The sequence below is a fragment of the Bacillus sp. OV166 genome (genome assembly GCF_900177675.1).
GTDB lineage: Bacteria > Bacillota > Bacilli > Bacillales > Cytobacillaceae > Neobacillus.
Window position 1 is genome coordinate 4,974,166 of sequence record NZ_FXWM01000001.1, and the last position, 14,568, is coordinate 4,988,733.

General features: G+C 36.7%; 19 protein-coding genes. 3 read left to right on the top strand and 16 right to left on the bottom strand.

Annotation, left to right across the window (positions count from 1 at the left end; all coding sequences use genetic code 11):
- Positions 1–175: 175 nt before the first annotated feature.
- Positions 176–874, top strand: coding sequence for a metalloregulator ArsR/SmtB family transcription factor (locus tag CCK98_RS24465; protein ID WP_088088968.1), 699 nt, complete (start codon positions 176–178; stop codon positions 872–874).
- A gap of 84 nt (positions 875–958) precedes the next feature.
- On the top strand, positions 959–1,201 hold the full coding sequence (locus CCK98_RS24470; RefSeq protein ID WP_088088969.1) for a DUF2626 domain-containing protein: 243 nt from the start codon (positions 959–961) through the stop codon (positions 1,199–1,201).
- A 43-nt stretch (positions 1,202–1,244) separates the two neighbouring features.
- Here CCK98_RS24470 and CCK98_RS24475 read toward each other — a convergent pair whose 3' ends face one another.
- Both CCK98_RS24475 and CCK98_RS24480 read right to left on the bottom strand, forming a co-directional pair.
- Positions 1,245–2,333, bottom strand: a complete 1,089-nt coding sequence (locus CCK98_RS24475; protein ID WP_088088970.1) for a class I SAM-dependent methyltransferase — start codon at positions 2,331–2,333, stop codon at positions 1,245–1,247.
- Between the two features lie 166 nt (positions 2,334–2,499).
- A complete protein-coding gene (locus CCK98_RS24480; protein WP_088088971.1) occupies positions 2,500–3,135 on the bottom strand; it encodes an MBL fold metallo-hydrolase in 636 nt (211 codons plus the stop codon).
- Positions 3,136–3,348: 213 nt separating this feature from the next.
- Here CCK98_RS24480 and CCK98_RS24485 point away from each other — a divergent pair, with 213 nt between their 5' ends.
- Entirely contained in the window at positions 3,349–3,525 is a 177-nt protein-coding gene (locus CCK98_RS24485; protein ID WP_088088972.1) for a DUF2759 domain-containing protein, read from the top strand.
- A 36-nt stretch (positions 3,526–3,561) separates the two neighbouring features.
- Here CCK98_RS24485 and CCK98_RS24490 read toward each other — a convergent pair whose 3' ends face one another.
- The 14 genes from CCK98_RS24490 to pstB form a co-directional block, all read right to left on the bottom strand.
- Positions 3,562–3,879 carry an MTH1187 family thiamine-binding protein gene (locus CCK98_RS24490; RefSeq protein WP_088088973.1) on the bottom strand — a complete coding sequence of 106 codons (318 nt, stop codon included), beginning with the start codon at positions 3,877–3,879 and terminating at the stop codon, positions 3,562–3,564.
- A gap of 86 nt (positions 3,880–3,965) precedes the next feature.
- Positions 3,966–5,099 (bottom strand): hypothetical protein, encoded by a 1,134-nt coding sequence (locus CCK98_RS24495; RefSeq protein ID WP_088088974.1) that lies wholly within the window; start codon positions 5,097–5,099, stop codon positions 3,966–3,968.
- 133 nt (positions 5,100–5,232) lie between these two features.
- Entirely contained in the window at positions 5,233–6,204 is a 972-nt protein-coding gene (locus tag CCK98_RS24500) for an ROK family glucokinase (RefSeq protein WP_088088975.1), read from the bottom strand.
- A 5-nt stretch (positions 6,205–6,209) separates the two neighbouring features.
- A complete protein-coding gene (locus CCK98_RS24505) occupies positions 6,210–6,422 on the bottom strand; it encodes a YqgQ family protein (protein WP_088088976.1) in 213 nt (70 codons plus the stop codon).
- A gap of 77 nt (positions 6,423–6,499) precedes the next feature.
- Positions 6,500–8,062 (bottom strand): rhomboid family intramembrane serine protease, encoded by a 1,563-nt coding sequence (locus CCK98_RS24510; RefSeq protein ID WP_088088977.1) that lies wholly within the window; start codon positions 8,060–8,062, stop codon positions 6,500–6,502.
- 162 nt (positions 8,063–8,224) lie between these two features.
- Positions 8,225–8,419, bottom strand: a complete 195-nt coding sequence (locus CCK98_RS24515; RefSeq protein WP_088088978.1) for a hypothetical protein — start codon at positions 8,417–8,419, stop codon at positions 8,225–8,227.
- A 189-nt stretch (positions 8,420–8,608) separates the two neighbouring features.
- Positions 8,609–9,397, bottom strand: coding sequence for a DUF92 domain-containing protein (locus CCK98_RS24520; protein WP_088088979.1), 789 nt, complete (start codon positions 9,395–9,397; stop codon positions 8,609–8,611).
- Positions 9,394–9,960: a 5-formyltetrahydrofolate cyclo-ligase gene (locus tag CCK98_RS24525; protein ID WP_088088980.1), complete on the bottom strand. Its 567-nt coding sequence runs from the start codon at positions 9,958–9,960 to the stop codon at positions 9,394–9,396. The genes CCK98_RS24520 and CCK98_RS24525 overlap by 4 nt, the downstream gene beginning before the upstream one ends.
- 56 nt (positions 9,961–10,016) lie before the next feature.
- Positions 10,017–10,166, bottom strand: a complete 150-nt coding sequence (gene rpmG / locus CCK98_RS24530; RefSeq protein WP_066064234.1) for a 50S ribosomal protein L33 — start codon at positions 10,164–10,166, stop codon at positions 10,017–10,019.
- 110 nt (positions 10,167–10,276) lie between these two features.
- Positions 10,277–10,891, bottom strand: coding sequence for a hypothetical protein (locus tag CCK98_RS24535; RefSeq protein ID WP_088088981.1), 615 nt, complete (start codon positions 10,889–10,891; stop codon positions 10,277–10,279).
- 4 nt (positions 10,892–10,895) lie between these two features.
- Positions 10,896–12,164, bottom strand: coding sequence for a glycosyltransferase family 4 protein (locus CCK98_RS24540; RefSeq protein ID WP_088088982.1), 1,269 nt, complete (start codon positions 12,162–12,164; stop codon positions 10,896–10,898).
- Positions 12,157–12,708: a DUF4912 domain-containing protein gene (locus CCK98_RS24545; protein ID WP_179195919.1), complete on the bottom strand. Its 552-nt coding sequence runs from the start codon at positions 12,706–12,708 to the stop codon at positions 12,157–12,159. Before CCK98_RS24545 ends, CCK98_RS24540 begins: the two co-directional genes overlap by 8 nt.
- 412 nt (positions 12,709–13,120) lie before the next feature.
- The gene (gene phoU / locus CCK98_RS24555; protein WP_088088985.1) at positions 13,121–13,780 is read right to left on the bottom strand and encodes a phosphate signaling complex protein PhoU; all 660 of its coding nucleotides are present in this window, start codon (positions 13,778–13,780) and stop codon (positions 13,121–13,123) included.
- A gap of 13 nt (positions 13,781–13,793) precedes the next feature.
- Complete coding sequence (gene pstB, locus CCK98_RS24560; protein ID WP_088088986.1) at positions 13,794–14,567, bottom strand: phosphate ABC transporter ATP-binding protein PstB; 774 nt, start codon at positions 14,565–14,567, stop codon at positions 13,794–13,796.
- Position 14,568: the final 1 nt, after the last annotated feature.

A 14,568-nucleotide genomic window follows, 5' to 3' on the forward strand; every position in this document is an offset into this window, starting at 1 on the left:
ATTGACAAGAGATTATTAATGAATTTAGGCTATATTTTTATTATATTGTTACAATATAAAGTCGCAAATTGTGAACAATTTCTAAACATATAGTGTTAACATTGTTAACCTCATTCCCATGTTACAATGGCTGTATTATAATGGAATAAATTATGGGGGTCCGAGGTGAACAGTGATGGAACAAACATTAAAAATAACAAACGTTTTGTCAGATCCAACACGGTACTATATTTATCAATACATTACAAAACGTCATCAAGAAGTAACCGTTCAAGAGGTGGCGGAAAATTTTAATATTCATCCGAATGTAGCAAGATTGCATTTATCAAAGCTTGAAGATGTAAATATGTTAGCATCTGAAACCAAGAAAACAGGTAAAGGTGGCAGACCAAGTAGATTATATCGTTTATCTGACGATGTAATCCAGCTGCATTTCCCGTTTCGCGACTACATGCTTTTATCCAAAGTCGCACTCCAAACAATGATTTCGCTTGGAGAAGCAGGAAAGCAAGCCCTTTATCTAACCGGAAAACGTTTTGGTACAGAAGTGATTGAACAAGAAAAGGCAAAAACAGCATTTGGTGAGGAATTAGAATTTGAGCAAAAGCTAACAATATTAAAAAGCGCTGCAACGCTTGCAGGTTTTTATCCAGAATTTGAAGCAAACGGTGAAAAAACAAAAATCTATTTCCAAATTTTCAATTGTCCATTTAAAGAAGTGGCAGAAGAACATTCGGAAACAGTTTGCAGTATGCACCATGAATTTCTAAAGGGAATGTTTGGAGCACTATTTGAATCCGTTGAGTTGATTGAAAAAGATAATATTATTTCTGGCTGCGAAACTTGTTCATATCAAGCGCTGGTAACAAACTAATTCGAAACCATTATTTACATTATGCCTCCTTTTCCTTATAATATTGTAATGATGGTATCGTAGGGAAAAAGGAGGGGGATACATATGGATCGCATGTTCAGAGTTTGTGGTTTCTGGACGGGCATTTTTACAGTTATGTTTTATCTAGGTGATATGGATAAAACGGCAATGCTATTCTTAGCCCAAACAGGTTTTTTCGTTCTGCTTAGCTATCTTAAATTATCCGAGCGCATGTATTTGTGGGTATTCGGAGCATATTTAACTGTTTTCTTCGCAGGTTTCACTTATTGGACTACGTTCATGATGGTGCCTGGTGCAGGTCATTGAGAAACATTTAGAAAAAACGTCGGAATACTCCGGCGTTTTTTCTTTATTCTACGAAAACGTCATTTTCATTTAACTTAAACCCTTTTTGCTGGATAACCACATGAAAATAGGTGCTTATCCCGGATGGCATAATCAAACTACGAATCGCTCGATTCCGTTTGCTGACTTCTGAAAATGGATTGGGGTCATAATGGTTCGCTAATTCTTTTAGAATTCCGGACTTTAATAAAAATTCGTCCTGTCTGAGTTTGGTAATTAATTCTAATTCTACCTGCTCACCCTTTTGAATGAGATAATCAAAATGAATATGCGTGGTAATATCCATTTCACCTGGGTGCTGTAAGACATCATCAAACATCTGATGCTGATAATACCCTCTTAAACTCCCCTTTGCCCTCCTTGGGTCCATCCACTCCTCAAGTGTATAGCCATAATCAGCTGTCACAACCATTCCTTTTATGAGGGACTGAGCAATTTCCCGCACCATCTTTTCCATTGCTAACGGGATCTCTAACCGCTGTTTTTCCTTTAGTTTAAGCTTGCTTTCCTGTAAAAAAAACAGGATATCTGAATCCGTTAACAATACTTTTTGCTCATACAGTTCGTTCCATCGAATCCCTATCATAACCTCAAAAAGCTGCCCATCGACTTTCTCGATTACACGAACTGGCAGGGCATCGAATAGTTCATTGGAATAAACCACTCCCTCAAAAGCCTCAACATTGCTGATACTTTCCACTTGGATAACCGAAAAATTAGTTAGCAATTGCCTTTGCAGTTTCTGATGATAGGGACTGCTTTCTACAATTATATATTTTAATGGGGTTTTAATCGTTTCATGCCATTCCTGTAAAAATGCCTTAGCAAAACGTCCATTCCCAGCTCCAATTTCACAAAATACTGGTGCTAATTGTGTCCTTTCACATACGTGAGAAAACCATTTTGCCATCATTCTTCCGTATATATCAGATATATTGCTTGTTGTTATGAAATCTCCTTGTCGGCCAATTTTCTGTTTATCTTTCATATAGTAACCGAATTCAGGATGATATAAAGCTGCCCCCATGAAATCCGCATAGGTAATTAACTCATTGGGTGAATTTGAAATTAAACTCTTTAAAAATATATTCATATATGCTCCTTTTTAAATAAACACTATTGACACAGTGTAAACTTTATAATATTGTAAGGATAGTAGCTTAACTTTTATCCCCTCCCATATTAGAATAGAATATCCCCCAGAAAAACCCTTCTCAAATTGGAGAAGGGTTTTTCTATTTTTGTCTTCTCTCTATCCTCTAAAATCCATTCAAGAACGGATTACTATCCATTTCATCAGCAATGGTTGTTACAGCGCCGTGGCCTGATAAGACATACGTTTCCTCAGGCAAAACAAGCAGCTTATCATGAATGCTTTTTAATAGCTGTGCCTCGTTTCCTCCTGGTAGGTCTGTACGGCCAATGCTGCCTTGAAACAGGGCATCACCTGAAAGAACAAACCCATCCTTTTTGAAGTAAAATGAGACACTTCCAGGTGAATGTCCTGGTGTATGAAAAATGTCAAACTCAAAACCACCTATTTTCATTTCTCCTTCATTTTTTAAAATAAAATCAGCTGGCTTTACTGTTATTGAATCCTGAATCATAAAAAATTGCGAACCATTTAATGAAGAGTCACTTAGCCATTTTTCCTCTTGTTTGTGAAGATAAACTGGAATTTTATAAAAATCCCTTACTTCATCAACACCCCCAATATGATCGAAGTGCGCATGGGTTAGAAAAATTGCGAGAGGTTTTAATTTCCTATTGTTCAACAAATGAATGAGTTTTTTCCCTTCACTGCCTGGGTCAATAATTAAACACGAACGATCTGAATTTTCTACAATATAACAGTTAGTTTGAAGTGCCCCTAATGGGATTTGTTGCCATTTCATTCTTTAGTACCTCCAATTGAAATTGCGATATCATTATTTTACACTAAGTAAACAGTTGAGAGAAAGAATACTAATTCAATGATCTCTTATTTGCACTCGACAAATGAAAGAAAAAAATATAAAATAAGAGTCGAATGTATATAATATAGGTACATAATTTTCTTTGGAATGTTTGAGGCATTGCCTGCTAATGATGAAAAAGGGGGATTTACCATGGGTTTAGTAATTATTTTTGCTATCGTAACCATCCTTGCAGCTTTCGGTGGATTTTCATCACTAAAGAATAAAAATTTCTTAGGTGCATTTTGGGGTGTAGCGTCATTTGTGACTTTTGGTTGGTTTACAGTTATGACCATTGTTCATTCTGGTTTTCCAACAGGACATCACTAATAATCTTAAAAAGACTGCCATCAGGCAGTCTTTTTTCTATCCCTCGTTTAACAGTGTGGTTACCCGCTCTACTTTATATTCCATACTACGCTTAACATCCCTTCGGTCATCAATACGAATCGTTGTAGCGACCCGCTGAATTCCTTCAGAGAAGGGTACCTCATGCATTTCTTGAATTACTTCAAAAAGGATAGGTAATTCACCTTCAATTATGGTATTCATCGGTGTTAATTGGAAACGAATCTTCCCTTCTTCTTGATATTTCCTCAAAACTTTTTGAACACTTGCCACATATTTACTGACACTTGGTGTTTCCGTACCAATTGGAATGACTGCTACATCTACAATGGCCATGCAATATTACCTTCCTCTCCTATATTTTCATCACAACGTGATTTTATCATATTGGGAGATTAAATAAAAAAATGACAACCGTATTGTCATTCTTTTATCAACTCATATATTTTCTTGGCCTTAATATCAATAATTTTTTCAAACTGATTCCCATACAAGAGTGCATCACCAGTAGGAGATAAATGAATGGGCTCATTTTCTAACCCATCCATGATTAAGCTGCTACTTCCGTTCTTAGGATTAAAAGCTAGGAGTTGGAAGCCCTCTGTATAGGAATCCGCTTCACCACTTGTGACAGGACTAAAGGTAAAAAATTGTCCCTTCTGCTCATTATAGTCATAGGAAGGAACTAACCAATCTGAATAATTTGTAAGTTGTGGAATAGAAAACGTGAATAGCTTTTTCATTTCTTTGTCAAAAAATGAATAGTTGGCCATCGATTGATCTTGTTCATTAACAGAGACAGTCACGAGCAAATCGCGAAATTCGGAAAAATCGATCACTGAAGAAAACAGTGTCTTTTCCATCCCATTTTCTAAACTTCTATCAATAAGTGGTGCAAATAAGGAAGGATTATTTTCATCCCAATTAATGAAGGCAACCTCATTCTCACCCTTCCATTTTATAAAAGGTTGGGGCAAGGTAAGTTCGGTAGTGTTTGACTTATTTAGATCAAGTAATAATATTTGAAAGCTCCAATCCTCATTAAATTTCGTGACCAGAATCTCTGATTCCTTATAAGGATTCCACTCAAAAGATAATTCATAGGAAGCAAAAGATTTTTTCAATTGTTCCTTCCCTTTTATATCTATAATTGTAACTACTCCTTCGTATGATGACGGCGAGGTATGAATTAACATTCTCTTTTTTGAAGGGCTAATTTGGACGTTGACTATGGGATATTCACTTTTATAAATTAGTTCACTTTTACCTGTTAAAAGATTGTACTGATAGACACTTGAAGTTTGTTCTAGATTTGTAATGTAGAGGACTTTGGTTCCAGAAAGCCAGCCGACGAATTTATAAAATTCACCTTCAGGGATGGAAATAGGTAATTTCCATTCGTTTCCTAGAGCAGTAGCAGGTGATTTAGGCTTTTCATTTTTAGCGGTAACTTTTTGTTTCAACTGCTCTTTTTGAGCACATGCAGTTAAAATGAGAATTAAAAAAATTAAACGGAGGATTAGAAAAATAGGATAATTTCTTTTTTGCCGGCTCAATTTATCAATATTTCCTCCTCTCATTTTCGCTATCATAGGTTAGTACGTTTTTTTGACAAAAATGTTTCAACTTTTTAGCAAATAATACTAAATAGAAAAAAAGCCGCATGACTGCGGATTTTCCCTTTGGAGTTTATTGATTTAATTTATTCTTTATTAGCCATGCTGCACCAAGGACACCTGCATCATTTCCTAATGTAGCCAAAGCAAGTTTTGTGGAATCCCTTACGGGTGAAAAAGCAAACTTCTCAAAATTATTTTTTACTGGATCTACTAATATATCGCCTGCTTTTGAAACACCGCCGCCAAGAACAATTTTTTCCGGATTTAGGGTGTTGGCAATACTAGCTAATACGAATCCTAAATGAAAGGAAACCTCATCCAAAATTGATTTGGCCAATTCATCACTATTACGGGCTGCATCAAAGACATCTTTTGCTGTAATGCTGCTATTCTCAGCAAGCTTTTCAGATAATTCACCTTTTAACCCCTTAGCTAGTTCAACCTTAGCTAATCGAACAATGCCTGTGGCAGACGCGACCGTTTCTAAACAGCCGGTCTTCCCGCAATTGCATGGTGCACCACCCGATGGGATGGCTGTAATATGACCTATTTCTCCCGCAGCACCATTAATGCCTTGAACAACTTTGCCGCCAACAATTACGCCGCCACCGACACCAGTTCCGAGTGTGACACAAACAAGGTCCTTCGCTCCAGCGCCCGCTCCCATCCACATCTCACCCAATGCCGCAGAGTTTGCGTCATTTTCAATCGCAGCTGGTAGTGAGGTCGCTGCTTCAAGACGGTCCTTTAGGGGATAGTTATCTGGCCAGCCTAAATTTACAACATTTAAAACGATTCCCTTTTCATAGTTAACTGGTCCAGGTGCCCCCATACCAATTCCTAGTAAATTACTTTTTAATTGATCATGTTCAGCAAGTTTTTCATCAATTGCCTTAGCAATATTACCTGTAATGTTTTGTCCTTCATTTGAGTTATCCGTTGGGATTTCCCATTTGTGAACGATTTCACCTTCAGTTGTTACGAAGGCTAATTTAGTAGTTGTCCCACCAAGGTCAACACCAACAATCCATTTTCTTGACAATAGAATCACCTATCTTTTTTGACTTTTTCTTTTTGAAATTGTATCTCATGCCTCAAAATTAACAGAGCTGTTTGGAACTCCATTGGCTCAATCAGCTGTGATTGATATAGTTCCTTTAGCTCCATTTCCATTAATTCAAGGTCCGCGACTCTTTCACCAATATAAATAATGGTTCCAAAGCGCTTTAAAAATTGCTGAATATCATAAATAGTTTTCATTTATATCTCCTTGTATTTTAATTGAGAGAAACATATTAGCACAAGCAATATTTTTTTCAGAAATATAATTTGGTATTCTATTCTCCTCCGTCAGAGGATTGAAGCTGGCGATTTATTTCGTGTAGTAATTCAGAATACTCTTGTTGATTCGGTTTAAGCTTAATTGCCTGTTTTATATTTCCTTTAGCCTCTTCCAGATCTTTTTGCTCAAGATTAATGAGAGCTAAATTAAAGAAAGCCTCATCAAAACTAGGGTCTAGTTTTATTGCTTTTTGTAGATGTGTTTTGGCTTCAGGAAGCATTTCCTTCTTAATTTCTACGAAGGATAGAAGAAAGTAGGTTTTCTCTGATAGATTGACGGCATTTTCTTCCGATTCCTTTAAAACGTTGTAGGCCTTATTGTAGTTGTTTTGCTTTATATATTCCTGGGCCATCAACAAATTAGAATTTTCATCATGTGATTTTCCTAAAGAGCTAAAACCATATGATAAAGAACCATATAGCAGTGCGACAGACGCAATAAAAAACAACATTTGCAGCCATAGTTTGTTCTTCTTGGGAAAGTGGACAGTTCCTGCTGCTATGAATCCCCCTGCCAACCCGCCTAGATGACCTGCATTATCAATTCCCGATGCAGAAAACCCAACCATAAGGTTGATTCCAAGAACGACAAGCAAATTCAATCCCATTGTTCGGAAAAATAACTTCGGATAAATAACTCCAAAATAAAGTAATGCACCAAAACAGCCGAAAATAGCACCGCTTGCCCCTGCTGATAAGTTAGCACTGAAGATGAAACTGGCAATAAAGCCTGTAACTCCAGCAAACAAGTAAATCCAAAGAAAACGAAGATTGCCAAAAATTCTTTCCACTTCAGTTCCGAGAAAGTACAATGCAAGGGTGTTCATTGCCAGATGGATAAAACCAATATGAAGAAAAACGGGTGTAATAAATCTCCACCATTCTCCTTCAACGATTAATTGGTTGACCTTGGCCCCGTATTTAATCAAGGTAGAAGTATTGGTGCTTCCACCATGAAGCTGAAGCCAGAAAAAAACAGCAACCTGAATGGCAATGAAAACATACGTAAATATTGGTTTGCCATTCAACAGAATAGCTCTTTCCGTCTTAACTTTCTTAATCGCATAATCCAATGCCGCTTTCTTAACGGACTCAACATCCTCTTCTAAGTAATCATCATTGATTGAAAAATGAAGTTCAGCCCCAAGCCTCTCTGAAATACGATGAAAACCTGCTTCGTATACCCCTTGTGCAAAAAGAGTCGAGCTTACTATCGTTTTATTTCCTTCAGAATGGACAAAAGGTTTCACGAGACGAAATTCATATTCATCAACTGGCGGGAATTGACTAACATAAATATTGACCACATTTAACTCATGTCGACCAATTTGCTTGCGGACTCTCTCTCCATTTGCTGCAGTAAACTCAATATCACGCTGCATAGCATTACTCCAATCCAAATTATGGAGCAGCATACGAATGATCGGTGCTTTTTTATTTTCTATTTTTTCTAGCCATAATTCTTTTTGATTATCAAATAATTGAATAATACGGTAACCATGATCTGAAATAAATGAATACGCTAATTTCCAAAATATGTAACGTTCTCTATTATTCATTTCCCCCCTGCTTCCTATGTAAAAATATACGGCCACATCAAGCTGCGATAATTCTTTTTCTTATATCTTTCATTATAAACGATTCTCGAGTAACAATAATCAATCAAGCTTTTATTTTTATTGAGATCCGTCTTCTCCATAAAAAAAAACCATCTGTGGTTTTCACCATTCAGATGGTCTTCCAAAAACCGATTGCATCATTTTTTGTTTTACACCTGGGAAGCTCATAACTGAGCCTACTGCAAGCCTGCGCATCCAACTAGATCCTAGTAGCACATTGATAAGACGGTATCTATATCGGAACCCAAAATAACCAATAGAACCAATCATCAATATGGATGTTAACATACGAGACATTCTCATCCCTCCTACTAATATTTTGCGATTATGACCATCATTTTATCCATAAAAAAAGGACTGAATTCATAGTATAAAAATTCAATCCTTTTGATTAATAGTTCTTAAAGACCGGTTCCATTGTTTGCTTTAATACATTCACAGAATTAACGAATTTTTCCTGCTCTTCGTAACCCCCAAAAAAAAAAATTAGTTATTCAAATAAATGACTCCTATCGCTGACATAGCAGCAACAAAACCTGAAAGGAAATTCACCATATCATTATCTACAAAGATAGACCCTTTTATTCTATTTGTCGGCAAATCACAATGCCTCTTTTTTTCAGTCTCTATCCCGCATTTCACACAAACATATACCTGTTGGTAAAATGCACCAATCAACGTATCAATAACATTTCCGAAAAAACCAAAAAGGAAAACAAGAGCTGTTAAGAAATAACTTAAATCAAAAAGCCAAAATCCTATGATTGAAATTAGGAAGGAACCTGCAAGGGAAGCCAAGCTACCCAATAAACTGATTGCTCCTGATGTCCCCTTTTCAACTCGTTTAAAGGAACGTATGTATAACGGTTCTTTTTTGCTTAAACTACCGATTTCCGAGGCCCAGGTATCAGAATTTGCACTAGCCAGACATACTATAAAGCCAACTAACCAGATCATATCATTGTTGAAATACTGAATGATACTGAAAAGCCCGGCCGCTCCTCCGTTCGCCGCGACCTGACGCCAATCTCTTGTAGCCCCTTTTGCAAGCTTTTCTTCTATTATGCTCTTATCACTACTTTTATATTTTGACCAAAAACTTGAAGAGGCAAAAAATACCCCAAGCAGGAAAAGACCATTTTCACCGAAGCCTAAATACACTGCAAGTCCAACTAAAATGGCAGCAAAGGTCCCTGATCTAGTCAAGGATTTGGATTTATAACCTGCCGCACCTGTCAATAGAATTCCAACGAAAATCAAAATCGCAATGATCATTTTATTTTGATAACTCCATGGTTTGTAATAATTTGGGAGACCGGTATATCATGCTCCTCAACAAGAAACTGTGGGACCAATTGATCAGTAAAGGCAAGTGAAATCGTCATACCGTGGTAATTTTGTAAATAACGATCATAATAGCCTCCGCCAAAACCCAAACGGTACCCTTCTTTTGTATAGGCTAAACCTGGAACAATCAATAGGTCAATGCTATCTGCGTCAACTTCCTTGGTTACTTCCTCAATCGGCTCAAATAGACCATAAAATACTGATTCCAGCTGAGAAAATTCATTTAAAGTTCTAAAGGCTAGTCGTCTTTCATTTGGATCACATTTTGGCACAACAACTTGTTTTCCTGATTCCCAGGCTTTGCGAATCAATTGATATGTATCCACTTCTGGTTGTTTTGAAACCGTTAATCCAATAACTTTTGCTTGTTTCCAAGCTTCATCCTCATAAAGTATACAAGCAATTTTATACGAATAATCTTCGTATTGAGGTTTTGTAAGCTTTGAAAGTGTCTCTCTCATTTGCTTACGAATAGAGTTTTTATTATTCATTTTAGTAAGCTCCTAACTTTTAGACAACAAAAAAAACAGCAGGAAGCCCCTACTGTTTATTTTGTTTCGCGATGTGCTGTTGAACGTTTTTCTCTTGGGCAATATTTCTTAAGCTCAAGACGATCTGGATTATTACGTTTATTTTTTGTTGAAATATAGTTACGATCTCCACACTCAGTGCAAGCCAATGTAATATTCACACGCATGTTTATTTCCCTCCAAACAATTAAGCATTTCTTTCATACGACTTTTCCATAATATCATTTTTTAAAAGGAAATGCTAGTATGTTTTTTTGTTAATAAACTTTCATTCATTTCAGTTAATTTTCTTTAAAAGTGCTTCCTCCCTTGAAATCAATTCACTTTTGTTGGAACCCATCATGGTCCATGTGTTCATTTTAGCAATTCCATGCGACTCTATCGTCATTTTCATTGCAAAAATACTGGCCGCTGGACCTTTTGCCATGGGAAGATAATTCAAGTTCCCCTTTTGAAGTGAACTCCAAATTTGATCTGTAAAAACCTTCCACTGCGGCATGGCTGTATATTCTTTCATACCCACTCCATTGATGTCTCCATTAACTAAATAAATATTGTTATTGGCGAGGTGAAAAATCCTATAATCTGTTGGAGATACAAAAGCTAGGTTGTCTTGAATAACATTGGGAAAATAATGCAAAGCCAAGATCTTAATCTCTTTCGTTTGCTCGCTGTGATTACTGACATACACACTTGAAAAACGAACTTTGGAGTGGCGTTGCTCCTGTTTCACTTTAATAATTATTTCTTCCTCTTGAAAGACCTTTTCTGTACAATCATGGAGCCAAACATACTTTCCGTTTGCCCATAAACCAGGAATAAATTGCAGCGTATCCGGCGGCAGTTGGTGGACAGGAGTCTGTTTATATTTTTGTTGTTCAGTTAGAGTCATCGTTTTACACCTTTTTTAAATTATTTGGTGTTTCTTTTTGTGCATCAGTATGAACGCGTTTGTTCAATACAGTATCTTCCATTACCCTGCTTGTTTCGGATGCAATACGTTTCCATCCATACAGGATTGTTACAATTTGTCTTCCTTTTTTACCAATTTCTTCAGCTTTAAGTGGATGATTTATTAGAAAGTCGATTTGTTCGAGCATGCTCTCTGCATCCCCAGGGGTCATTAGTAATCCTGTATGTAGATGCTTCACAATACCCTTCATCCCACCTGTATTGGATACAATCGTTGGTTTACCTAAGATCATCGTTTCAAGTACCACTATTCCGAAAGGTTCATATAAACTAGGAATGACTGCTAGTTCACTTCCAGCAATGAGTGAATTCCTTTGCTCATCAGTAACATATCCAACAAATGTAATATGGCTTTCTAAATTCCGCACGTTAATTTGTCTTCGATACGTTTCAAGCATCGGTCCTTTTCCTGCTATCACAAAAAAGCAGTCTATTTCCCTCTCTTTTGCGATCGATGCTGCCTCTATAATGGTTTCAAATCCTTTTTCTTTTACGATTCTACCAATTGAAAAAATGTATTTCTGATCCTTAAGTTCCGGAAATATTTCCTCTGTATCAAGTTCATTCAAGACAGGTTCAATACCATTTGGAATAATGGCTATCTTATCATTTTTCGCCTTAAAGATGGAGTTGAGAACATCTTTCATGTAATCGCTGCAAACAATAATTTGATCGGATTCGCAAATTAATTGCTGTTCCTTTTTATGAATAAACTGTTGCATTTCAGTATGAATACCGTTGTTCCTTCCATACTCTGTCGCATGAATGGTTGCTAGTAGTGGAATTTTCAGTGTTTCTTTTAATACAATCGAGGCTGAACCAACAAGCCAATCATGGGCATGTATGATATCAAAATGGATTTCCTCCGCTAATTGTTCTGCCTTGAAAGCCATAGCTAAATTAAGTCCACCTATCCACGAAAGAAAATTATCATCGTATTGGTTTATTGGTTTGACTCGATGAACATTTACGCCGTCCATATTTTCAAATGAAGGAAGATTACCATTTATTGCAGTTAAAACATGAACTTCATGTCCTTTTTCTGCCAAATGAACGGATAATCCAAATACATGTCTTGAAAGACCCCCAACAATATTAGGAGGATATTCCCAGCAAAGCATCAGTATTTTTAAAGTCCGATAATTGGATGGGGTTTTATGCGAACCATCGAGTTGGGAGAATATATTATCCATTAATATTCTCCATGTTTTTTGAGTCCACGTAATAACTATACGTACTAACATGATCAATCCACTTTGGCGACTGCTCTTCATGTTGCTTAAGCTGGATTAGATCATGATTCATTTCAGTTCCATTCGGTATTTCCATCATCGGAGTTTGAATGGAATTAGAACGATATAGGGGGAAAAATTTCTGGTTGGAAATAGTAATCCCTAATTCTGCTACATAGCTGCGATTTGCAACCAATCCTTTGATGAACCAATGTCCTTTCTGATAAGGAACCGCGATTTCAAAAAAATGGTGAGCATTTTTTCCGGTAAAAACCAAATCTGTTACATCATAGATCCGAACAACAGGGATAAGACTCTCAAAACTAAGATTAAAAAATAGTTCAATCATTTTTTTGGGTATTTCGGAAACTTCCCAGAAGAGAAGCAATTTGCGGGGGGTAACAAGCTTTGTGGCCAACTCACCTTTAATTGGAATAAAATCTGTAGATGGATTGTTAGTTATATTTCTTCCATCTCCTTTTAGGTTACTAATCTCATTAATCATGTCTTCCTCCATTTCTGCAAACAATCAATATATGCACCAAATTCCAAATTATGCTTAATACATGATAATTTAATCGTACCACCAGATTCAACCGCGCACAATAAACGCAAATTGTCGTTTCTTGAAAGACTTTAATATTAAATGCCAATCCGTTCACCTTGTAAAAATAAGGCTGTGATAAAGGACATTGTTGATATTACAGCCAAGTTGATTGGGGCGGAAGGCGCGAAGACTCCAGCGAGAGGACGGGGCAGGGGAGACCCCGCAGGCGCGCTTAGCGCCGAGGAGGCTCCCCTGACCGCCCGCGAACCGCACGCGCCTGGAGCGTAAATCAACATCTCTGATTAACTGAGCCTAAAATAAAAAAAGATAAGGCATAAAAATCCTCATCTTTAATAAACACTATTTATCATTAGTCATTTAAATTCACGCGGTTACCTGTCACAAGGTAAATGACATGCTCTGCAATATTGGTTGAATGATCTGCGATTCTTTCAATATATCTACATACAAACGCTAATTGAATAATTTGGTTTGTTGAGTTTGGATTTTGTGGGATATAGCCCAATAACTCTTGAATTAAGCTTCCAAACATTTTGTCCACTTCATCATCTTTATCCGCGCACTTTTTTGCCAACGTAACATCTTCTGAATAATAGGCTTTTATGGAATCAGAAACCATCTCTAAGGCCATCTCCATCATTTTTGGTATATCTATTATTTCTTTAAAATGCTCTTCCTTGCCAATATGGATGGTCGATTTTGCTATATTTACTGCTATATCTGCAAAACGTTCAACCTCAGATGAAACCTTTAATGCTACATTTATTTTCCTAAGATCGGTGGCTACGGGTGATTGTCTTGCTATTAATAATAATGCTTTATCATTAATTTCATATTCTAACTCATCGATTTCATTATCACCATCAATTACCTGTTTCGCCTTTTCCATGTCCTGATTTATTAGGGCAATCATCGATTCTTGGATAGCGTGCTCCGATTTTTCAGCCATTTTTAATAGAAGATCTTTTAATTCTTTTAAATTATTATCAAAATTTGTCCTCGTACTCATAGTAGACACCTCATCATCCGAATCTTCCTGTAATATATCCTTCAGTTCTTGAGTCATTTGGATTAGAAAAAATTGTCGAAGTTGAATCTAGTTCGATTAATTCACCCATTAAAAAGAAAGCTGTTTTATCTGAAACCCTTGATGCCTGCTGCATGTTATGGGTAACAATAACAATTGTATATTTTTCTTTTAATTCTAAGATCATTTCCTCGATCTTCAACGTAGAAATTGGGTCTAAGGCTGAAGTAGGTTCGTCCATTAGCAATACTTCCGGTTTCGTTGCTAGCGCTCTTGCTATACACAGCCTTTGCTGTTGCCCCCCTGAAAGTCCTAAAGCAGGAGCATTTAAACGGTCCTTTACTTCCTCCCATAATGCTACATCCATCAGTGATTTAATGACAATCTCATCGAGATGCTTCTTTTTAGTGATACCATGGACTCTCGGACCATAGGCAACATTATCAAAGATAGATTGCGGAAAAGGATTTCCCTTCTGAAAAACCATTCCAACATGTTTGCGGAGTTCGACGAGATCCATTTTCTTGTCTAATATATTTTGCCCATTTAGATTAATTTCGCCCGTCATTTTTACATTCGGGACCATATTTATCATTAAGTTAAGAGTTTTAATAAATGTGGACTTCCCACAGCCAGAAGGACCAATGATTGCGGTAACCTCTTTTTTGTCAATTGGAAAGTTGATGTTTTTTAACGCATGATGTTCACCATACCATAAATTTAGGTCTTTAATATCAAATACTTGTCTGGTTAATGTTGATATTGCCACA